Source organism: Natrinema sp. HArc-T2 (assembly GCF_041821085.1).
In the GTDB taxonomy this organism is placed as follows: domain Archaea; phylum Halobacteriota; class Halobacteria; order Halobacteriales; family Natrialbaceae; genus Natrinema.
Genome location: NZ_JBGUAZ010000001.1, coordinates 790,981 through 812,196 on the forward strand (window position 1 = coordinate 790,981; position 21,216 = coordinate 812,196).

General features: G+C 63.4%; 21 protein-coding genes. 9 read left to right on the plus strand and 12 right to left on the minus strand.

Going from position 1 to position 21,216, the window contains the following annotated elements; translation table 11 throughout:
* Window positions 1-1,507 precede the first annotated feature (1,507 nt).
* The 3 genes from ACERI1_RS04025 to ACERI1_RS04035 form a co-directional block, all read right to left on the minus strand.
* Window positions 1,508-3,091 (minus strand): PH domain-containing protein, encoded by a 1,584-nt coding sequence (locus tag ACERI1_RS04025; protein WP_373616755.1) that lies wholly within the window; start codon window positions 3,089-3,091, stop codon window positions 1,508-1,510.
* Window positions 3,088-3,576 carry a PH domain-containing protein gene (locus ACERI1_RS04030; RefSeq protein WP_373616756.1) on the minus strand — a complete coding sequence of 163 codons (489 nt, stop codon included), beginning with the start codon at window positions 3,574-3,576 and terminating at the stop codon, window positions 3,088-3,090. Before ACERI1_RS04030 ends, ACERI1_RS04025 begins: the two co-directional genes overlap by 4 nt.
* A 138-nt stretch (window positions 3,577-3,714) precedes the next feature.
* Window positions 3,715-3,948, minus strand: a complete 234-nt coding sequence (locus tag ACERI1_RS04035; RefSeq protein ID WP_373616757.1) for an HVO_2901 family zinc finger protein — start codon at window positions 3,946-3,948, stop codon at window positions 3,715-3,717.
* A 300-nt stretch (window positions 3,949-4,248) separates the two neighbouring features.
* Between ACERI1_RS04035 and ACERI1_RS04040 the strand changes: the two genes are divergently transcribed.
* On the plus strand, window positions 4,249-5,370 hold the full coding sequence (locus ACERI1_RS04040; protein WP_373616758.1) for a CNNM domain-containing protein: 1,122 nt from the start codon (window positions 4,249-4,251) through the stop codon (window positions 5,368-5,370).
* 95 nt (window positions 5,371-5,465) lie between these two features.
* Entirely contained in the window at window positions 5,466-5,897 is a 432-nt protein-coding gene (locus tag ACERI1_RS04045) for a universal stress protein (protein WP_373616759.1), read from the plus strand.
* Window positions 5,898-6,024: 127 nt separating this feature from the next.
* On the opposite strand, the gene ACERI1_RS04050 is transcribed toward ACERI1_RS04045, so the two are convergent.
* From ACERI1_RS04050 to ACERI1_RS04060, 3 genes are read right to left on the minus strand one after another with little or no spacing between them, the layout of a single operon-like run.
* Window positions 6,025-7,440 carry a class II fumarate hydratase gene (locus tag ACERI1_RS04050; protein ID WP_373616760.1) on the minus strand — a complete coding sequence of 472 codons (1,416 nt, stop codon included), beginning with the start codon at window positions 7,438-7,440 and terminating at the stop codon, window positions 6,025-6,027.
* Window positions 7,441-7,460: 20 nt separating this feature from the next.
* Window positions 7,461-9,056 carry a PH domain-containing protein gene (locus ACERI1_RS04055; protein WP_373616761.1) on the minus strand — a complete coding sequence of 532 codons (1,596 nt, stop codon included), beginning with the start codon at window positions 9,054-9,056 and terminating at the stop codon, window positions 7,461-7,463.
* The gene (locus ACERI1_RS04060; RefSeq protein ID WP_373616762.1) at window positions 9,046-9,507 is read right to left on the minus strand and encodes a PH domain-containing protein; all 462 of its coding nucleotides are present in this window, start codon (window positions 9,505-9,507) and stop codon (window positions 9,046-9,048) included. Before ACERI1_RS04060 ends, ACERI1_RS04055 begins: the two co-directional genes overlap by 11 nt.
* Window positions 9,508-9,717: 210 nt before the next feature.
* Between ACERI1_RS04060 and ACERI1_RS04065 the strand changes: the two genes are divergently transcribed.
* Window positions 9,718-10,530: an enoyl-CoA hydratase/isomerase family protein gene (locus tag ACERI1_RS04065; RefSeq protein ID WP_373616763.1), complete on the plus strand. Its 813-nt coding sequence runs from the start codon at window positions 9,718-9,720 to the stop codon at window positions 10,528-10,530.
* Window positions 10,531-10,557: 27 nt separating this feature from the next.
* On the opposite strand, the gene ACERI1_RS04070 is transcribed toward ACERI1_RS04065, so the two are convergent.
* Together ACERI1_RS04070 and ACERI1_RS04075 are read right to left on the minus strand one after the other, a co-directional pair.
* The gene (locus ACERI1_RS04070; protein WP_373616764.1) at window positions 10,558-10,818 is read right to left on the minus strand and encodes a BolA family protein; all 261 of its coding nucleotides are present in this window, start codon (window positions 10,816-10,818) and stop codon (window positions 10,558-10,560) included.
* A gap of 67 nt (window positions 10,819-10,885) precedes the next feature.
* Window positions 10,886-11,212, minus strand: a complete 327-nt coding sequence (locus tag ACERI1_RS04075) for a NifU family protein (protein ID WP_373616765.1) — start codon at window positions 11,210-11,212, stop codon at window positions 10,886-10,888.
* 93 nt (window positions 11,213-11,305) lie between these two features.
* On the opposite strand from ACERI1_RS04075, the gene ACERI1_RS04080 reads away from it, so the two are divergent.
* The 4 genes from ACERI1_RS04080 to ACERI1_RS04095 all read left to right on the plus strand — a co-directional run bounded on the left by ACERI1_RS04080 (window position 11,306) and on the right by ACERI1_RS04095 (window position 15,739).
* Window positions 11,306-11,809 (plus strand): hypothetical protein, encoded by a 504-nt coding sequence (locus ACERI1_RS04080; RefSeq protein WP_373616766.1) that lies wholly within the window; start codon window positions 11,306-11,308, stop codon window positions 11,807-11,809.
* A gap of 84 nt (window positions 11,810-11,893) precedes the next feature.
* Complete coding sequence (locus tag ACERI1_RS04085; protein ID WP_373616767.1) at window positions 11,894-12,940, plus strand: ATP-binding protein; 1,047 nt, start codon at window positions 11,894-11,896, stop codon at window positions 12,938-12,940.
* A 92-nt stretch (window positions 12,941-13,032) separates the two neighbouring features.
* Window positions 13,033-14,529, plus strand: a complete 1,497-nt coding sequence (gene cysS, locus ACERI1_RS04090; RefSeq protein ID WP_373616768.1) for a cysteine--tRNA ligase — start codon at window positions 13,033-13,035, stop codon at window positions 14,527-14,529.
* Window positions 14,530-14,608: 79 nt separating this feature from the next.
* Window positions 14,609-15,739, plus strand: coding sequence for an ATP-binding protein (locus ACERI1_RS04095; RefSeq protein WP_373616769.1), 1,131 nt, complete (start codon window positions 14,609-14,611; stop codon window positions 15,737-15,739).
* Window positions 15,740-15,812: 73 nt separating this feature from the next.
* On the opposite strand, the gene ACERI1_RS04100 is transcribed toward ACERI1_RS04095, so the two are convergent.
* The 4 genes from ACERI1_RS04100 to ACERI1_RS04115 form a co-directional block, all read right to left on the minus strand.
* Window positions 15,813-16,835: a presenilin family intramembrane aspartyl protease PSH gene (locus ACERI1_RS04100; RefSeq protein WP_373616770.1), complete on the minus strand. Its 1,023-nt coding sequence runs from the start codon at window positions 16,833-16,835 to the stop codon at window positions 15,813-15,815.
* Between the two features lie 109 nt (window positions 16,836-16,944).
* Window positions 16,945-17,193, minus strand: coding sequence for an H/ACA ribonucleoprotein complex subunit GAR1 (locus ACERI1_RS04105; RefSeq protein ID WP_373616771.1), 249 nt, complete (start codon window positions 17,191-17,193; stop codon window positions 16,945-16,947).
* A 1-nt stretch (window position 17,194) separates the two neighbouring features.
* A complete protein-coding gene (gene srp19, locus ACERI1_RS04110) occupies window positions 17,195-17,476 on the minus strand; it encodes a signal recognition particle subunit SRP19 (RefSeq protein WP_373616772.1) in 282 nt (93 codons plus the stop codon).
* 107 nt (window positions 17,477-17,583) lie between these two features.
* Window positions 17,584-18,660: a PGF-CTERM-anchored ABC transporter substrate-binding protein gene (locus ACERI1_RS04115; protein ID WP_373616773.1), complete on the minus strand. Its 1,077-nt coding sequence runs from the start codon at window positions 18,658-18,660 to the stop codon at window positions 17,584-17,586.
* A 60-nt stretch (window positions 18,661-18,720) separates the two neighbouring features.
* On the opposite strand from ACERI1_RS04115, the gene btuC reads away from it, so the two are divergent.
* Both btuC and ACERI1_RS04125 read left to right on the plus strand, forming a co-directional pair.
* Complete coding sequence (gene btuC / locus ACERI1_RS04120) at window positions 18,721-19,818, plus strand: vitamin B12 ABC transporter permease BtuC (protein ID WP_373616774.1); 1,098 nt, start codon at window positions 18,721-18,723, stop codon at window positions 19,816-19,818.
* Window positions 19,815-21,176: a heme ABC transporter ATP-binding protein gene (locus ACERI1_RS04125; RefSeq protein WP_373616775.1), complete on the plus strand. Its 1,362-nt coding sequence runs from the start codon at window positions 19,815-19,817 to the stop codon at window positions 21,174-21,176. The genes btuC and ACERI1_RS04125 overlap by 4 nt, the downstream gene beginning before the upstream one ends.
* Window positions 21,177-21,216 lie beyond the last annotated feature (40 nt).

The window sequence follows — 21,216 nt, forward strand, 5'->3', positions numbered from 1 at the left end:
ACGCGATGATATTCAATCTACCCATTACTCGAGCTAAGTATATTTATCTCAGTTAATAGTGCCTGAGCAGCGTCAAATATAGTACTACCAGTCCAGATGTGCTTCATATCTGGTCCTACATAATCAGATATAATATATGGAGAGCTAGTCCCATAGTTCCAGATATGTTGAAGGGGCGCGGCCTCGACAAAGCAACACGTGGTCGACAGTCGTGTGGCCGATCTGTTTCGTCGTGGCCAAAAGCAGGTTGCATGCTATCGCTCGAGCAAGATCGATTCGCTTGTGTGAATGCACACCGCGACTGAGGACAGCGAGATTCGGTGACCGACTCGAACTGCCAGAGGAGCAGGATCGCAACGGATGTCGATCCAGTCGTCGAACCCCACACCCCTGTCTCCCCGACTTCCAGCAGTGTGTCGTGTCCCCTCGCTCGAGTCGAGTCACGCCGATAGGATACGCTCGCTGGTGTGACGAATCGAAACGGCGGACATGAGGTATCACCGGAACGCCTCGAGTTGTAACCACGAATCGATCCGGATGGTGGCGGAAATCTGTACTATCCGGCTACTGAGGGCGCTTTCGCAGTCGTATACTGTCGGACAACAGTCTGTGAACACTCGATCGGGTCTTGACGCCTGTCGTCGCTGGCGACAGCGTCTCGAGTACGATCGATGTGTGATCCGTGTTGTCCGACAGTAAAGTACGATCATCGTCAGCAATCTTGACCATGGTGCGACTGTTGTATACGAACCGCGTGCGACGAGCGAACCCGTTTTTCGACACACTTCTAGCGAGTGTTCGTATCCCTCTGTTTCGATTGGCAGTCAGAGCACGTCAGTTAGATCGTTGAGACAGCTACTCGAGTCATCGACTTGTACGGTTCAGGGGAGAAAGAATCGTTTGAGAACGAATCTGAGACGCCGCTACCACAGTCGCAGTGGTCTGCACGCATCAGCGGTTCTCGGACCCGCTTCCGGCGGCTGCTACCGGACACCAATCGACGCGAGCGCGTCTGTCAAGCAAACCAGCTCGTACCGATCACACTCGGACGTAGTCGGCTAATCGCGGACCGTCGTCCGGCACTCGAGTGAGCACGACGATCATCAGGCAACTTCGTCATACGGACTGCTGTCAGTGGGCGTCGGTTGACCCACGACCGCCTCGCGGACCCACACCGTGAGAGAGTGAGAGCAGATCTACACGTGACGGATCCCGCTCGAGCAGGCGCAGCGTTAACATCGTTTCCAAGCGTGGGCGTCGTTTCCGTCCGGAACCTGTACAGAAAGAGTACAGTCGATCGAAGCGCATAGCGGTTTGAAAGAGCGACAACAGCTGCACTGTCCGTTTCCAACCCGAGAGTACAGCTGTCGTGGTCGGGTGTGTTCTGCCGATGTGATGCCTCTCGGTCTGTGCACTCCCAGTATTGGGACCTGAGTACTGTCTATTCTCGACCTCATAAATTGCATGCGGCTATACGAAGTTCGGGGGTGGCGACACACAGAAACAGTCAGATATCGTCTTCGTCGACCACCGACGTGTCGTCTGTCGCTTCCCTCGAGTCCCGAAACAATTGATCGGTCGGTTGCTGGCGCTTTCGTACCCGAAGCCGCTCCTGTAGCTGTTCTTCGATAGCGGTCTGTACCTCGAGTCCCCGATCGGCGTCGATGTCGTACGCCGTTGCGGCCCGACCGAAAAACGAGGCCGAACTGGCAGTGTCGGCGGTCACGCTGGCGAGATGGCGACGGCGCTGAAAGATCGTCGCCTCGTGGATGACAGCCTGCACCCGGTAGTGGGGTACGATCTTCGTCGTTCGTCGCCAGAATCCCGTCCGCGTGAGGAAGAATCGCTCGCCGACGCGAAAGCCCCGGTTCGTCCATTTGAGGTGGGCGGCGACGGGGACGACCGCGACGAGGACGGCGGCGACGTACCAGCGGTCGAACACCGTGAAGCGCGCGACGAGGTACGCAACGGCGACGAGGGCGGCGACGACCAGCAGGTAGCGAACCATGTACCGCTCTCGAGCGCGCTTGGGCGGCGACTCGAGATCGACCGGGCCGAAGGGCTCGATCGCACGGGCGAGCGCGGCGACGCGGTCGGCATCAGCGAGGGGAATCGCGGATTCGGTCCCGCGAGAATTAGATTGGCCAGGGGCGTAGCCGGCAGTCTCGACACTCAACGCGGCGTAACCGAACCAGCGGAAGGGGATCGCTTCCGAGATCGTCAACGCCTGGACCTTTGCGAGCGGGATCGTCCCGCTGTAGCGCTGGAGGAGGCCGCGCTCGTAGTAGAGTTCGTCGCCGGTGCGAGTGAGCCGGAAGCCGTAGTAGCGGGTGAACGTGAGGAGCGCACTGATAACCCAGGCGGCGAGCAGAAAGAGCAAGAGCCCCCATGCGAGCGCGAATATCCCGGTTGCTGGTCCGGGGAGGCCGCCGACACGATCGGCGGGGACCAGCGTGGCGGGATCGAATCCGCTGGCAAACGAGAGCGCGATCCCACCCAGCACGCTCGCACCCGGATCGATGGTGAAGACGCTCAAGATCGCGAGTTCGCGGGGCTGGATCTCGAAGAGGAGTTCTTCCTCCTCGACCGCCGCTGCTGGGGATTCAGCAGTGGCTTCCTCACCCTCGAGTGATTCTTCGTCTTCGGCCTCGGTACGTGCCCCCTGTCGCAGTTGCTGTCTGAGGCGACGAGCCTCCGCTTCGGAGACGTACCGAAGGCTGACCTCGGTTTCGCCACCGCCGGCGGTTTCGATGTGGACGGCGGCGATGCCGAGGAGTCGGTCAGCTATGTTCTGTCTGATGTCGACGTTTTGGATCCGTCCCAGCGGAAGTTCGCGAGTGCGACGTGAAAGGACGCCGGAGGTGACATCGAACGTGTCCGCGGTGAGTTCGTATCTGAATCGCTGGTAGTAGGCGAACTCGTAGACGATTCCCATGATTATCCCGAGGACGACGAGGGCGACGATCGACAGCAGGTCCATCCCGTTGCCGCCCGGCGAGACGACGACGCCGATAATGAAGAAGACGAAGCCGGTGTTGAGGCTGCGCGAGAGCGACCGAACGGCGACCGACGCTGGATGGAGTTTCGTCATACCGCGTCTTCACCCTCGCTCTCGATCGCAAGTTGACGAAGCGACTCTTGCAGCGCCTCGGCACGTGCCGGCGTCAGGCCTGGAATCGCGACGTCCGAACTCCGCGAACCAGCCGTGTAGACGACGACCGTCGCGAGACCGACCGACCGCTCGAGCGGCGAGCGCCGGGAGTCGACGTGCTGGACGCGGACGAAGGGGACGACCGTCTTGGTTCGCGTGAAGACGCCCCTGCGGATGTACAGGTCGTCGTCGCGAAGCTCGAACCGCCAGACACCATAGCGTCGCCAGGCAATGAAGATGCGGACGACGGCGAGCGAGACAGCGATTCCCGCGGCAGTCGGGACGAGAGGGACCGGCACGGCGTCCGAGAAGGGAGTCTGTGAAAGGGCAATCGCCCCGCCGATGAGGAGCCCGCCAAGCACCACGGCTCGAGCGAGTGCAAGCGCGAGCCAGACGACTCGGACGCGCGGCGTGAGCCGTTCCATATGTGTCGTGACGGAACTGACTCGATTAAAGGGTGGGAAAGCGGCGGTCGTTCGCATCGCGTGAGAGAGTCCCCTCGAGACCGACAAGAGCGTCGTCACTCGGGCCAGCGGTGCCAAAAAATACTGCAGCGTAGCTGCTCAGTGGGTCGTCGCTCGAACGTCCTCGACGCGATAGAGATCTTCCTGCAGTCCGTCGCCGTCACACTCGTCGTTCGGGCACTCGTAGTGCCAGCCATCCTGGGTGGCATCCCCCTCTCGGAATCGATCCCCACATACCTGACAGAAGAGTTGTCCCTTTTTGCACGTATCGCGGTGTAACTCGAGTGCGAGCTCGGTCTGGAACGACTGGTTGCAGTTACGACAGGTGTGCATATTTCATCTGACGCGAGCATTCGTCAAAACTGCTTGGGTTCTTTTATTCCGCTAGATTCGGGTGTGATTCGGCGTCACTGCCCCGATTTAGGACCGACGGTCAGGCAAAAAAGAACGCTCGAAATTCGTGTTTACTCGACACCGAGTGGTTCATCTACTGGTGAATCGACCATCTCGTGTTCTATGTGTGCACGCACCATTGCTGAGTGTCGAAATAGTGGCAGGTAGGGTCACGAGACTGGGTCAAACCGGCAATAGTCTCCCCGACTAATTTCCGTCTGGCGACACAACCGCTCGGCAATGAACTCGCTCGTCATCGGCGGTCGGCTGTTCGCAGGGGTGTTACTCATTCTGGCGAACGCCTTCTTCGTCGCGATCGAGTTCGCGTTAACCCGCGCTCGGCAGTTCACCAGAGAGGAGTTCGTCGGGGACACGCCCGCACTCGAGCGGGCATGGGCAATGACCGACAACCTCGAGCTCTACCTCACCACGTGCCAGGTCGGCATTACGGCCTCGAGTATTGCCGTCGGGATCGTCGCGGAGCCGGCGCTGGCCGCGATATTCGAACCGCTGTTCGTGAACACGCCGCTGGCTGCGATCGGCAGCGGAGCGATCATCGCCTTTCTCATCATCAACCTTGTTCACCTGACCCACGGCGAGCAGACACCGACGTATCTCGGCGTCGAGCGCTCGCGGCTGGTCTGTCGGTACGGCGCGACACCGCTGTACTGGTTCCACTGGCTCATTTCGCCGATCATCACCCTCGGCGACGGCATCGCGAAGTTCACCCTCAAGCTCTTCGGGATCGAGATGACCGGCGCGTGGCTCGAGACCGAGGAGGGCGTCATCGAGTCCCGGGCAGATCTCCGGAACAAGCTCGGTTCGGTCCTCAAGGAGGGAGAGCTCCCGGAAGAACGGCGCGAAGAGGTGATGAACGCGTTTCAGATCGGCGAACAGCCGATCAGCGAACTGATGGTACCGCCCGAGGAGATCGTCGCGCTCTCGACGACGGACGATCCTGCGGAGAACTTCCGGAAGATGGAGGAGCGCCCACAGACGCGGTATCCCCTGATCGGCGACAGACTGACCGATTTCCGTGGAATCGTCTACACGCCGGTCCTCGTCAGACATCGCGAGGAACTGGCGAGCGGCGACATCGACTTCGCGGAACTGGCGGCACCGCCGATGACGCTCTCTCCCGATACGGACGTCAGCGACGCGGTCGACCAGTTCCAGGCGGAAAACCAGGAACTCGCACTGGTGATCGAAGACAGCGAGGAACGAAGTTCCTCGAGCAGTCGGACCCAGTCCGACGACGGTGCGGTCGTCGGCCTCGTCACCGTAACCGACCTGCTCGAGGCGGTGATGGGCGACATCGAGGACCCGCTCGACCAGAGACAGGTCGAAGCGGTCGATCGGTAATCGGATCGAAACGATGAACGGATCACGCGATGTCGAGAGCGGACCACGCGACTGCGCACCTCCGGCTTTTCCGCGTTGCGGTGGAACGGACACCCATGTATCACGACGTTCTGGTACCGACCGACGGCAGCGACTCGAGCACGGCGGCGGTCGACGAGGCCGTCGCGATCGCCGACGGGGAGGCGGCGACAGTTCACCTTCTCCACGTTATCGACGAGGGAACGGAGATGTCCGCGAGTGCGCCGGGAATGATCGCGCCGCAGGTCACGGAAACGCTCAAGGAGGAAGCGGAGTCGGCCCTCGACGATGCCGAAAGACGGGCCGAGGATGCCGGCGTGACCTACGACCGGACGATCCGCGAGGGCGACCCCCACGAGGTGATCGCGGCCTACTGCGACGATGCGAACATCGATCTCGTCGTCATGGGTGCGAGCGGTCGTTCGGGATTAAAAGAACAGCTCCTCGGGAGCACGACCGAGCGCGTCATGCGAACGGTCGAGACGTCGGTGCTGATCGCACGACCTTAAACGAGTGGCTCACCGGTTAGTCGAGACGAAAAATCACATTCGGTCGTCGTATGGGCTACTGTGAGTCAGGTCCGGTGGGCCCGCCGGACGGTCGCGGTCCCATCGGAACACGTGACAGGAGACCGTATCAGTCGTCCTGGCCGAGAATGCCGCGCTCGGTCATCTTGCGGGGGTCGAGAACCTCGTCGGCCTCGTCCTCGTCGAGGTAGCCTTTCTCGAGGACGACCTCACGAACCGTCTTGTCCTCCTTGAGCGCGGTCTTGGCGACTTCGCTCGCCTTGTCGTAGCCGATGTGAACGTTGAGCGAGGTAGCCATCGCCATCGACTGCTCGACGCGGTCTGCACAGTACTCCTCGTTAGCCTCGAGTTTGCGGACGAACCGGTCGCCGAACACCTGGCTCGCGTTCGAGATGAGTTCGGCCGACTCGAGGAAGTTGTGCGCCAGCACGGGCTTGTAGAGGTTGAGGTCGATCTGGCCCTCGGCAGCGCCGGCGGAGACGGCGGCGTCGTTGCCGACGACCTGCTTGTGGACCTGGTTGACGGCCTCGGCGACGACCGGGTTGATCTTGCCGGGCATGATCGAGGAGCCGGGCTGATTCTCGGGCTGCTCGATCTCGCCGAGTCCGTTGCGCGGTCCGGAGGCGAGCAGGCGCAGGTCGTTGGCGATCTTGTTCAGCGAGCCGGCGACGGTTCGGAGCGCCCCGTGGGCCTCGCTCATGGCGTCGTGGGCAGCCTGGGCCTCGAAGTGGTTGTCGGCCTCGCGGAACTGGACGCCGGTTTCCTTCGTGATGTACTCGGCTGCGCGACCGGGGAACTCGGGGTGAGTGTTCAGGCCAGTGCCGGTCGCCGTGCCGCCCAGCGCGAGTTCCGCAAGGTGGTCGCGGACCTGGTCGACGCGGGCCAGACCCTTCTCGACCTGCGTGCGGTAGCCGCCGAACTCCTGGCCGAGTGTGACCGGGGTCGCGTCCTGGAGGTGGGTGCGACCGGTCTTGACGACGTCGTCGAACTCGTCTTCTTTCTCCTCGAGCGCTTCACGAAGCGTATCGAGTGCCGGGATGACGTCTTTCTCGACGGCCTCGAGGGAGGCAACGTGCATCGCGGTCGGGATGACGTCGTTGCTCGACTGGCCGTAGTTGACGTGGTCGTTGGGGTGGACGACGCGGTCGCCGATCTCTGCGCCCATGATCTCGGCGGCGCGGTTGGCGATGACCTCGTTGGCGTTCATGTTCGAGGACGTGCCGGAGCCGGTCTGGAAAACGTCGACGGGGAACTGATCGTCGTGTTCGCCGGCGATGACCTCGTCTGCGGCCTCGATGATCGCCTCGGCGACGTCCTCATCGACGAGGCTGAGGTCGCGGTTGGCCTGTGCCGCGCCTTTCTTGACGACGCCGAGTGCGCGGATGAACCGGCGGCTGAACGAGATTCCCGAGATGGGGAAGTTCTGGATCGCGCGCTGGGTCTGTGCGCCCCAGTAAGCATCCGCGGGCACCTGCATCTCGCCGAGACTGTCCTCCTCGATTCGGTATTCGTCTTCGTCTCCCATACGCGAGAACTCACAGTCAGTCAGGTAAAATCCACCGAAAGCCCGGTCTCGCTCGCGCGGGCGCGCTCTCGAATGGCCGACTGGAGTCGTTCCCGCCCGACGCCATGAAGTTCGCGGGCCGTCTCGCACTCGAGGTCCGGGATTGTCGGCGTTCCCCACGAAAAGGTTCGCGAACTGGCGGTGTCGACGGCGAGCGACGCCAGCCCGAGCCGACGCTGGAAGATCGACCGGCGCGTCGAGACCGTCTGGATCCGATAGTAGGGAATCACGGTCGTCCGGCGGTTCCAGAACCCCGAGCGAATCACGAGCTGCTCCTCGCCGATGTAGTAGCCCAGGTTGACGTATTTGAGGTGGGCCGCAGGGGGAACGGTGGCGAAGACGACTGCAGCGAGATACCAGCGCTCGAGACTCGTGACCTGCGCGAGCCCGAAGACGACGGCGACGATCCCGACCGCGAGCAGCGTGTAGCGAGCGAGATAGCGTCCTCGCGCACGTGGCGACGGTCGCTGGAACTGTGGTGTCTCGACGCCGGTGAGGTTCTCGGCGAAGCGATAGATGCGGTCGGTCTCGGCAAGCGGGACGGCCGATTGGCTGCCGCCGCTACTCTCGGGTCCGTAGCCGGCGGTTTCGACCCAGAGGCCGGCGTAGCCGACCAGCCGCTGGAGTGGGTTCTCGGTGATGGTCACCGACTGGACCTTTTCGACAGGGATCGAGCCGCTGTAGCGCTGTATCAGGCCCCGTTCGTAGACGAAGTCGTCACCCGCTCGTCCGAGGCGGAACCCGTAGTAGTTCGCGACCGTGTAGATCGCACTCGCGACGTACGTCGCGACCGACCACTGGAGTGCAGTGACCGCGACCAAGACGAGCAGCGATCCCACGGTGGCACCGTCGAGCGACGCCGGCCCGCCGACGGGACGTGCGATCTCGAGGACGAACGCGGGGACCAGCCCCGAGCCGGAGTCGGCGCTCGTGAGGAAGATCACCAGCGCGATCGGGAAAACCGCCGCGCCCCACCGGAACGACGTCAGGGCATACACCAGCAGTTCCGTCGGCTCGAGTTCGAACAGGAGCGTCGGCCCGCGATCAGAGCGCGAGCGCTCGTGGCGTGTCGTCTCGTCGACGCCGGCGGATGTCGCGCGCTCGTCGCTGGTCGCGTCGTCCGTTCGAGCGGTTTGCCGACGGATCTCGGCGCGAAGCCGCTCGGCTTCGGCCCCGCTGACGAAGTTCAGCGTCGCTTCGGTCTCGCCGCCGCCGGCAGTCTCGAGGGAGACGACGGCAAGCCCGAAAATGCGGTACAAGACGCCCTGGGAGACGTCGACGTTCTGGATGCGGCGATACGGAATCTCGCGTGAGCGCCGGGAGAGCACGCCCGAGGAAACGTCGAACGTCCGCGACGTGATCGCGTACGTGAACCGATAGTAGTACGCGATGCCGTAGCCGATGCCGACGACGAACCCGACCGGGGCGAGCATGAAGAGCCAGTCGATGTCGACGCCGTCGAAAACCGTCGAGAGGATCATCACGGCAAAAAACGGCATCGACAGCCCGGTGAGGCCACGCTGAAGCGCCATCATCACCGCGCTGAGCGGATGCAAGCGGTTCGTCTCAGACGGCATCGTCGGCCTCGCTCTCGACGGCCAGTTCGCGAAGCGTATTCTGCAACTTCCGCGCGCGATCCGGCGTCAGCCCCGGAATTCGCACGTCCGCGTTTCGGGAGCCCGCTGTGTAGACCACGACGCTCGAGAGGCCGAGGGCACGCTCGATGGGGCCAAACTGCGTGTCGACGTGCTGGACGCGGACGAAGGGGACGGCAGTTTCGACGAACGTGACGACGCCGCGCTCGAGGTAGAGCGCGTCGTCCTGGAGTTCGAACTGCCAGACCTGGTAGAGTCGGAGAGCGTAGCCGGTCCCGATGACGAGCCCGAGTGCGACGACGCCACCGATCGCCACCACCGGGACGGTGACCTGCAACTGGTCGACGACGGCGAGGACGACGCCCAGGACGACCGCGGCGAGCGCCCCACGGGCGATCCAGAGGAGTCTAATGCGGGGATGGAGGGTTTCCATAGGAATTAAATGTCATTTCTAATGGATAAAGCTACGGTTCCACGCGAGTGGTCACGCTCACGGTATCGACGGCCAACCCGCAAGACCGGGAGACTGCGAGTCGTCCGTCGCGGAGTCACGATCGTCGTCCCGATTCGCTCGTGGGTGGGCCTTGCGAGTGTGCAGTGAGTAATGACATCATTTATCACATCATATGGTCAAGTAGCTCACATGGCTTCCGAGACAGCGACGAGCGATCAGTGGGAGACTGTCGATTGCAGCCGTAACGATCACGTCGGGCGGATCACGCTTGCCCGTCCCGAGGCGATGAATACGTTCAGCACCGACCTCGCGCAAGATCTCGACGCGGCGCTACACGCACTCGACGAGGACGACGACGTGCGGGCGATCGTCGTCGACGGCGCGGGCAAGAGCTTCTCGGCCGGTATCGACCTCTCCGAACACGGCGACCACGAGACCGAGTCGGAATACGAAGCGTGGGTCACACGGATGGAAGAACCGTTTCACACGCTAACCGAGATGCGAACACCTGTGATCGCTGCGGCCCACGGCCACGCAGCCGCCAACGGGATCGGGCTGGTCGCAGCCTGCGATCTTGCCGTCGCCGCCGAGGGAACCAAGTTCGGTGCGACAGCTCCCAAGGTCGGCCTGTTCTGTATGGGGCCAGCCGTCCCGTTAATGAAAGCACTCACCAGAAAACGGTGTCTCGAGCTCATCTTGACCGGCGAGTTGATCGACGCCGAGACAGCCCTCGAGTGGGGCCTCATCAATCGCGTCGCACCCGAGGGAGACCACCTGACGGCAGCAATGGAGCTGGCCGAAACAATCGCCTCCAAGAGCCCGATGGGCGTCCAAATGGGGAAACAAGCGTTCTACGAGATGGTCGAACTGGACTACGACGAGGCGCTTGACTACTCGAACGAGCAGTTCGCGGCGCTCTGTACGACGGAGGATGCGAACGAAGGTATCGCGGCCTTCCTCGAGGGAGAGCCACTCGCCGCCGACGAGTGGCCCGGCGAGTAACGACCGCGCGGCCCGGTTTTGGATCGACTACTGCTCGGCTTCGAGCTCGGCGTACTCGTCGGGCGTGTACGTCGACAGCTCGAGCGCGTGGATGTCGGTCGTCATGTGCTCCTCGAGTGCGTCGTAGACCTGCTGGTGTTGCTGGACCAGCGACAAGCCCTCGAAGACCGGCGAGATGACCGTCGCGGCGAGGTGGTCCTCGTCGTGTTTGTCGCGGGCGTGGGTGACCGTCGCCTCGGCGTCCTCGAGATTCGATTCGATGCGTTCCTCGACGGCTGCTGGCTTCATACTCGAAGATACGTGGCTCGAGCCAAAAACGCCGCGGTCGCGGCTAGCGAAACAGCACCTGCGGTGCTCAGAACGGGACGTCCGGCGGCACGTCCGGGCCCGACGACCCTTGCTCGGCCAGGCCGTCGAAACCGGTGGTGACGGTGACGTGATCGATCGCGTCGATTTCGGTCGGGAGTCGCCGCTGGATCGCTTGCGTCGTCATCGGACTGACCCCGCAGCCGCTGCACGCGCCGCTTAAGTTGATTCCGACGTGGCGCTCCTCGAGATCGAGTTCGGTGATCGAGGAGTCGCCGCCGTGGCCCTCAATCTGGGGGAAATTGCGTCGGAGGAACAGCGAGACCTCCTCGCGAACGGCGTCCTCGGGTGACTGGTCCGACTCGGACTCGCTCATAACTGTGGCGAGGGACTGGAGCGGTATATACTGTCGGGCATCACCCGTAACCAGGCCGGCGACTTTATTACAGTTCGAGACACCGTCCCCGATATGTCACTGGCAGCCGAGACGCGCCGGGCGGTCGATCGCCGACCGTTCCTCCGGACCGCGTTACGCGCCGGCGTCGTCAACTACACCGCCGCCGCTCGCTCACTCGCAGTCGACGGCGAGACCGACGCGATCGCGACGGCGCTGCGCCGCTATGCCGACGAATTACCGGCCCACGAGACCGACTCGCGAGACGTTCGCGTCCGGATGGAAAGCGGGATCGGCCCGCTCGAGGGAGCGACCGACGACGCCGACGCACTCGTGACGGTCGGCGGACAGGCCTTCGGCCCTGTCGGCAGCGATCGGACCGCCATCGTCGCCGCCGGCGATGTCGACGCGGTTGCACTTGCGACCGTGCTCGCGCGCCTCACCGTCGAGGAGCTGTCGCCGACTGCAGCCGGCGTCGCGGGGGATGCGATGGTGATCGTCGTCGAGCGACGCGAGGGCGCGAACGCGCTGCGGGCGGTCGAGGATGCACTCGAGCGTGTGGGTGGCCGGCCCGAGTGAGCGCGCACCGACCGAGAAGCGACGTAGCGGGCGGCTACTTTTGTTGGTTATGGGTTTTTATAGTCACACTTTCTGAGAGTATCTATGGGAAGTTCTCAGGGCGCGTCGTTACCGGCAGCCTTCGACGATCTCGAGATCGGCATCGTCTTACGAGACCCGGAAACCGGCGCGGCCCTCGACGTCAACCACCGAATCGAGGAGTTATACGGGTATTCTCGATCGGAACTTCTCGAGATGGACATCGAGCAGTTCACAGCACCATCGACGAAGTTTTCCCAGGACGAGGCAGTCCGCCGACTGCGCGCTGCTTCCGCCGGCGAGTCGCAGGCGTTCGAGTGGCGGATCGAACGGCCCACGGGGGAACTGGTCTGGATTCGCGTTCGACTCAATCGGACGACGATCGACGACGCCACGTGTATCATCGCCGAAGTTCGGGAGATTACCGAGTACAAGGCGCGGGAGCGGCGATTGCGCCTCCTCAATCGCGTCGTCCGACACAACCTCCGAAACGAGACGAACGTACTCATGGGATATGCCGATCGCCTCAAACAAGCGATCAAGGAAAAGACGCTCGAGGAGGAAGTCGAAACGATCCTCGAGATCGCGTCCGAGATCGGGACGTTGAGCGATTCGATCCGCCAGATCGAGGAGATCGCAACGCCCGACGCGACGCAGCGGTCGCCCACGGACATCGGCGAACTGGTCGAAGAGATCGTCTCGGAGGTGCGAGCGGACGCGACGGCGACCGAGATAACCGTCGATATTCAGGACGACGTCTGTGTGAATGCCGATACGGGCCTCCGCCACGCGATCACCCACGCCATCGACAACGCGATCGAGCACAACGACCGCGGGGTCCCGTCCGTTGAGGTGTCGGTCACCATCGATTCGGCGACGGGACAGGCCGAGATCGACGTCAGCGACAATGGCCCACCGATCCCGGACGTCGAGATCGACGTTCTCAGAGAGGACGTCGAAGCGAGTGCCACCTACCACGGCTCCGGCATCGGGCTGTGGGTGATTCAGTGGTGTGTTAACTCGCTGGGCGGCGAACTCGTCTTCGAGGAGAACACCCCCCGTGGAAACGTCGTTCGGTTCTTGCTACCACGGGTCGATCGCTCCGAGCCGTAGCGACGGCAGCATGCCTCGCTGCCGGTCCTGGTCGACCGTCGTGTCCGGAGGGCATCACACGCTTTAACTTTCGGCCGGGGGAAATGAGCGTAATGACCCTGCACGTGACGAACACGTTGACGGGCGAAAAAGAGCCGTTCGAGCCACAGGACCCCGAGAACGTCTTGCTCTACTACTGTGGCCTGACGGTCTCGGATCCGCCACACCTGGGCCACGCACGCTCGTGGGTCCACGTCGACGTCATGCACCGCTGGCTCGAGCACAGAGGCTACGACGTGCGTCACGTCGAGAACTTCACCGACGTCAACGAGAAGATCGTCGCCCGGATCGGCGAGGACGACCTCGGTGAGAGCGAAGCCGAGGTGGCCGAGACCTACATCCAGCGGACGATCGACGATATGCGCTCGCTGAACCTCCTACGTGCGGAAGTCTACCCACGGGTGTCCGAGCACGTCCCGGAGATCATCGACCTCGTCGAGACGCTGATCGAGAAGGACTACGCCTACGAGTCCAACGGCTCGGTCTACTTCGACGTGACCAGCTTCGAGGAGTACGGCAAACTCTCGAACCAGGAACTCGACGAGATCGAGTCCCAGGGCGACCCCGACGAGCGCACCGAGAAGCGGAACCCGGCGGATTTCGCGCTTTGGAAGGCCGACGGCGTCGATCCCGACGCGATCGACGAACACAGCCACGAGGGCGTCGACCACGGGGACACCCCGCCCGAGGGATTGACCTGGGACTCGCCGTGGGGCGATGGACGGCCCGGCTGGCACATCGAGTGCTCGGCGATGAGTATGGCCCATCTGGGCGAGACGCTCGACCTCCACGTCGGCGGTCGGGATCTGGTCTTCCCACATCACGAAAACGAGATCGCCCAGTCCGAGGCCGCGACCGACCAGCAGTTCGCCAACTACTGGCTCCACTGCGAGCTGTTCCAGATGGACGAAGAGAAGATGTCCTCGAGTCTGGGCAACTTCGTCACCGTCGAGGAAGCAATCGACCGCTGGGGGACGAACGTCATGCGGACGTTCCTGACCGCGGGGTCGTACAACAGCAAACAGCTGTACTCTGACGAGACGATCGCCGAGGCCCAGGAGCGCTGGGACCAGCTCGAGCGCGCCTACGAGGCTGCCGTCGACGCACTCGACTCGCCGCAGGCGAGTTCGAAGGTCGACGACGCGACGTTGCGCGACGAGATCGACGACGCACGCGCGGCGTTTACGACCGCGATGAACGACGACTTCAACACCCGCGAGGCCCAGTCCGCGCTGCTGTCGGTCGCGACGGCGATCAACCGTCATCTCGAGGAGGTCGACGACGACTACGATTACCGCGGGCTTCGACGCGCCGTCGAGACCCTCGAGGAACTGGGCAGCGTCCTCGGCCTCTCCTTTACGGGTGAAACGACGGGCTCGGCGACGCTCGCCGGCGACGTCGTCGAACTCGTCCTCGACGTGCGCGAGGCCGAACGCGACGCCGGCAACTACGACCGCGCCGACGAGTTGCGCGACGAACTCGAGGCGCTCGGGATCGAAGTGCAGGATACCGACGAGGGGGCGAGCTACCGGCTTCCGTCGGGCGAGTGAGCCAGTCCCGTCACGAATAGTGACAGTATTTTTACCAGTAGCCAGCCTGCTCAAGTAGGTCGCGCGTCTCTAGACGATAATGACTAATTCTCGCTCGGTCGTCACCGCCGGGTTCGATGCTCAGCCAGCACACGTGGCGATCCTCGACGACGAGGGAGAGATCGTCTACACGAACGAGTCGTGGAACGCATTCGGCGACGAACAAGGCTTGCCCAAAGACGCGGGACGGGTCGGCGCGAACTATCTTGCAGCCTGTGAGACGAGCAAGGACAACACGGCCACGGAGACGGCGGCAGAGATTCAAGCAGTTATCGACGGCGACCGCGAAGAATTCTCGCTCGAGTATCCCTGTCATACGCCCGAGCGCGACCGCTGGTTCATGATGCGGGCGGCGCCGTACGACCACGCGGGCGAGCAGTTCGTGCTCGTCATGCACGTCGACATCACCGAGCGACACCGACTCGAGCAGCGAACCCGCGAGCAGGCCGCGCGTATGGAGGGGTTCGCGAAACTACTCTCACACGATCTACGCAACCCGCTCTCGGTTGCATTGGCAGAGGCTGAAGCCCTCGAACACGACGACGAGGTCGATCTCGGGACCGATGCCGGGAGTCGGAGTACGTTGCGCTCGTCGCTCGAGCGCATGGCGTCGATCATCGACGACGCACTGGCACTCGTGACGATCGACGAGGTCGCAGAGAGCGAGCGGTCGCTACTTTCGCTCGAGAGGGCAGTCGAGGATGCCTGGGAACACGTCCACACGGAGTCGGCGACCATCGCGATCGTTGGCACCGTCTCGATTCACGCGAACGAGTCCCTGGTGAGTCATCTCTTCGAGAACCTCTTTCGGAACGCGGTCGAACACGGTGGCCACGACGTGACCGTCGAAGTCGGGCCGCTCACCGATGGCACGGACGATCGGACTGTCCTCGAGGGATTCTACATCGAAGACGACGGGCTGGGGATTCCGCCCGACCGCCGCGAGCGAGTGTTCGAATCGGGGTATTCGGTCGACAGCAGTGGGGCGGACAACTCGGGACAGACGCAATCGGCGCAGAACACCGAGAGTGGCTCCGGCTTCGGGCTTGCGATCGTTCGGGAAGTCGCCGATGCACACGGCTGGTCGGTGTCGGTAACTGAAGGGGAAGACGGCGGTGCCAGATTCGAGATTCGGGGCGTCTCGATGTGCGACCTCTATAGAAACAACTGAAACGATTTACACACCGATCGCACAGCCCTCGTTCGATCGGGTGTGCATTGACTTTCAGTGGGCTACGATAGTTCTAGAACCCGAGTGCGGTCGCGACCGAGAGCCCGCTTGCAAGCGCACCGAGCAGATAGCCGCCGATCGCACCGCCGTTGAGCAGCGGCAAGCCTGCGTGGGGTCGGCCTTTGAGGACCATGTACATGAGCACGAGCAGGCCGGCGATCGTTCCCACCAGCGCGCCGAGTGCGGGCAGGTTCAGCGCGATCAGCGGCACTGCAATCGCTCTGGCCTCGAGGAAGTATGCGGCGCTGGCGACGAGAACCGACGGGATAACGGCGTCGCCGAGACCGATAAACAGCGCGTCGCGCTCGAGGGCACCCGCGTCGTCAGCAGCACTATCGTCGGTGTCGGGGTCGGTGCCGCCGTCGGCAGCGCTCGCGTCGGTCTCGCGGTCGTCCTCGAGCACGTCGTCGGTGCTGCCGTCGGCGAGGTAGGAATAGGACAGCGTCATCGGGACGACGAGGACGACGGGGATCTTGAGGTCCATGACGCCTTCGGCGAGATCGAGCATGTGTTCGGTGCCGTAGACGCTGATAGCGTCGTAGACGGCAAGCACCGCGAGTAACAGCAGCGCTGGCAGCAAGCCGAAGCTGATTCCAAACAAGGCAGCGGCACCGGCACCCATCACGACACCCGTCGTATCGATAACGTACCACTCGGGATATAACAGGAGCGCCGCGCCGACGGCGAGCGCGACGACAATCGCGAGCGCGTCGGCCACACCCGCAGCGAGCGGCGGCACGAGCAGTGCCGGCACGAGTTCGGCGAAGACGTACCACGAGATCATCACGCTGACGCCGACGATCAGCAGTCGGATGAGCCACTCGAGGTCGTACTTGAACGCCGCGAGCATCAGCCCGGTCGCGACGAGCATCACCCCGAAGTAGAGAACGCTGTTCGTCGGGTTCTGAGGGTCTTCGACGGCTTGCCGACCCGATTCGTTGAAGGGCTCGACCAGCGCCAGCGCACCGAGCTGGACGCCGAGAAAGAGCAGGACCGTCGTGCCGACGGCGACGAGGACCCGCGTCCGATCGTTCATGTCGCGGCGTTTGCACCCCGCTCCTATTGGCTTTTCCACTCCGCGGTCACGAGACGCGACCACGGCTGACGGAGTCGATGAGAAGAGGCCGACACCGCCGGAAACGTGGCTACCGCGCGTACAGCGTCGAACTCACCAGCGACGGCAGGTGGACGTCGTCGTCCGTCGTCACCGCCAGATACGGTCGCGAGACGGGTCCGAAAACGTCGACGACGCGACCGACCTCCTCGAGCGAGTCGTTGAGGACGGTCGTCCCGATCTCGTCACGGTACGTCTCGGCCGTGTCGTCGTCGACGGCGTCCGCGCGGAGCACCGCAAGCCCCTGTGCCGTGCGGACGACCGCGCCGATCCGGCGCATCTCACTCGCGCATCGCGACGACGTACGCCGCGACGGCTTGCACGAGGTCGTTTTTCGTCGAGTCGTCGGCCCCGCGGACGACGACCCGGCCCCGGTCTGCCCAGTGCTCCCGGGAGTAGGCCTTGTCCCGCTCGATCGTGGCGTCGTACCCGATCTGTTGGACGGCCTTTGCGATCTCGTCGACCGTCGGTTCCTCGACCGCCAACTCCTGTGAGACGCGGCGACCGTCGCTCCGTGAGAGGTCCGCATCGAGATAAGCGGGCCAGATGACGTTCTCGACCATGCGCTCCTCTGTGCGGTCCGGCGAGTAAACCCTTTTCAAAACGATACGTCAGCCATCGCTGTGAGGACGACTCGAGCGATCAAAAAACGCGATCCCGACTGTCCGTGTTATCGTCGCCGCGCGATGAAACCGGCGGCAGCGAGCATGGCGATGAGAGCGGCGGGAACGCCGAATCCGGGAATACTATCGTTGCTTTGGTCGTCCGTTTGGTCGTCCGATGTGTTTCCTCCCTCGGGTGCGTCGTCGAGTTCCTCGCTCGCTTCTGCGTAGGCCTCGGGGTGGACCGTCTCGACGATATCAGTAATCGCGTAGACGACCCGTGGCGCGGGCTGGCTGATGTGATTTGCGTTCACGGCGAGGACGTTGTCGTTCTGGTAGGCGGACGTTGCCTCGACCGATTCGTGGATCGGGGCCGTCTCTCGGTCGTCCGGATAGATTATCCAGTCTGGATCCTCGTTGACGACTGTTTCGGGATTGATCTGGTTGTACGACTGGACGCCTGCCTCGGCTGCGAGGTTCGTCATCCCAGCAGTCGTCAGGGCCTCGTTGATGAACGTTCCCGAGCCGGCGGTATAGCCGTCGCCCATCGCGTAGTACGCCGTCGGGCGTTCTGTCCCGTTGAGCGTTCGTTCGACGATCTCGAGTTGGTCGTCCATCCAGGTGATCGTCTCTTCGGCACCGTCACACTCGCCGGTGAGTTTGCCGACCGTTTTCACGTTCTCACGAACGTCCTCGAGCGACTGTGCTTCCTCGAGGTGATAGACGGTGAGACCGGCGTCGCGAAGTTGCTCGATGTCGGCTTGCTTCGTCGCGTTCGCTGCCAGCACGATGTCTGGGTTCAGCGAAACGACTCGTTCGTGATTGACCGTCCAGCCGTCACCGATGTTCACGCGGTCGCCACGGTCGAACTCACTGGTTGCAGGGCTGTAGGGCATCCCCACGAGCCGGTCTTCGGCTCCGATCTCGAACACCGTCTGGGTGTCGCTGGCCTGCAGCGCGACGATCGATTCGGGTCGCTCCTCGAGCGTGATGGTCTGTCCCGTCGCGTCGGTCAGCTCGAGGGGGTACTCACACGAAACGTCGACGGTCGATTCTGGTTCGGCGTTCGACTGCCCAGCCGCGGTGGGCGCAAACGCGGAAACGACAATTAGTACGGCTAACAGGACGGCTATGTGTCGTTGCATCGCTCCCACCTCACTCCTACTTCAACAAATATTTGCCTACTGCAAGATTGGTTGTTGCATATGTACCGATCGGTCCGAACGACAGTGTGGTCGACAGGGCTGTTCGTCCTGCTCGTCGCGGTCGTTCTCGTCAGTGCCACACTCGGACCGGTCAAGATCGACATCGCGACCGTTGCGATGGCAGTGTTGAACGCGGTCGTGGTCCCTGTGGGCGTGACAGTCGGCAGCACGTCGCTTCCCGTCCTTGGCGTCTCCGTGCCGGTTCCCGGCCTCGAGTACGCTGCGGTCTTTTCGTTCGACGTACCGGTGACACACCAGATCATCGTCAAAGACATTCGACTGCCACGGATCGCGCTCGCAGCGACCGTCGGGCTCGCACTCGGCGCTGCTGGGACGGTGATGCAGGGGTTCTTCCGGAATCCGCTGGCGGATCCGTCGATTATCGGCGTCTCCTCGGGTGCTGCGGCAGGTGCGGTCGCAGCGATCGTCTTTCCGGGGCTCATCCCGTTTGGCGGCCTCCACATCTCGGCCTTTGTCGGCGCGCTCGCGACGGCGTTTCTCGTCTATGCGATCGCGACCGACGGTGGTCGAACGCCGGTTGCGACGCTGTTGCTCGCCGGCGTTGCGATCCAGACGTTTCTCGGTGCGATGATCTCGTATATGCTCGTTCACAGCGGTGACTCGCTGCGACAGGCCGTCTACTGGATGATGGGCCATCTCAACAACAGCCAGTGGGGCGATGTTCTGTTTGCCCTGCCGATCACACTGGTGGGCATCCTCGCCCTCTGTGCGTTTCGCCGGGAGCTGAACGTCCTGTTGCTCGGAGAGGAAGACGCCCACCACCTCGGCGTGGAAGTCGAGCGGACCAAACTCCTCTTGCTCGTGCTCGCGAGCATCGTGACAGCCGCCGGCGTCGCAGTTGCAGGCGTTATCGGCTTCGTCGGCCTCGTCGTGCCACACATCATGCGGCTGATCGTGGGCCCGGACCACCGGATCCTGTTGCCGACCAGCGCACTCGCCGGCGCGTCGTTTCTGGTCGCGACCGATACGCTCGCTCGGATCGGCCCGGCTGTCGTCCCGGTCGGGATCATCACGGCGGCGCTCGGCGCACCCTTCTTCCTGTTCCTGCTCAGCCGCCGAGAGGTGCAGTCACTATGACCGAGCCCAGACGACCACCCGAGACGACAGATGGCGACCTCGAGAGCGACGAACAGTCGCGACCGGATCCAGCGACGATCTCCGTCGAAGATGTCTCGCTGTCCTTCAGCGAGCTCTCGGTGCTCGAGGACGTCTCACTGACGATCGAGCCCGGTGAGTTCGTCGGGTTCGTCGGCCCGAACGGGGCCGGCAAGACCACCCTTTTGCGGCTGATCAGCGGCGCGCTCGAGCCCGATTCGGGGTCGATCGAGATCGACGGGACCGACGTTCACGGGCTCTCCTCACGGGCCTCGAGTCGGCTCGTCTCGGTCGTGCCCCAGGACACGACGCTGTCGTTTTCGTTCCCCGTCCGTGACGTCGTCGAGATGGGGCGACACCCGCATCGCTCCCGGTTCTCGTCGGCGACGCCCGACGACCGGGCGGCGGTCGAGCGCGCGTTAGAACGGACCCGAACGGTCGAGTTGGCCGACCGACCGATCGACGAGGTCAGCGGCGGCCAGCGCCAGCGGGTCGTCCTCGCGCGGGCGATCGCCCAGGCGACGCCGGTCATGCTGTTAGACGAGCCGACGGCGAGTCTCGACGTCAACCACCAGGTCGAGACGCTCGAGCTCGTCCGCGAACTGGTCGACGAGGGTCGGACCGTGATCGCAGCGATCCACGATCTCGATCTCGCGGCACGCTACTGTGACCGACTGGTGCTGCTGTCGGATGGGGCGGTCGCCAGAGACGGCCCACCGTCAACAGTGCTGACCGGCGACGCGCTGGCCGACTCCTTCGACGCGAACGCAGTCGTCACACAGAATCCGGTGACGGGAACCGAGACGGTGACCGCGCTGGCGGATGCCCGCGAACCGGAGCCAGCGTCGCGCCCGGACCGGGTTCACGTCCTTGGCACGGGAACCGCCGCGGGCGGCGTCGTCGCCAGACTCGAGTCCGCGGGGATCGACGTGACGCTCGGCCCCGTCTCGAGTGGCGACGCTGCAGCCGAGACGGCCCGCTCGCTGGGCGTCGAAACGGTTGAGACCGAGCCGTTCGCGCGCCTGACCGCCGACGACCGTTCTGCCGCCGCGGGGCTGATTCGCGAGGCCGACGTGACGGTGCTTGCGGATCTGGTTCTCGGTGCTGGCACGCAGCCCCTGCTCGAGACACTCGCGACCACAGCCGGAGTGGTGGTCGTCGAAACACGACCTCTCTCCGAGCGCGATTTCGCGGATGCGGACGCTCGAGCGCGGTACAACGCCTGTTGCGAGCGAGCAGTGGACGCGACGCTCGAGGGGATCCGTGATGCGGTCGTCGAGGCAGCGACGAGTAGTTCGAATCCGCGGTCGACAGTCGACTCGATCGACGCCGACGATTGAGTGGGGTGCTGTCGAGAGTTCCTGGCACGTCTCACAGGTC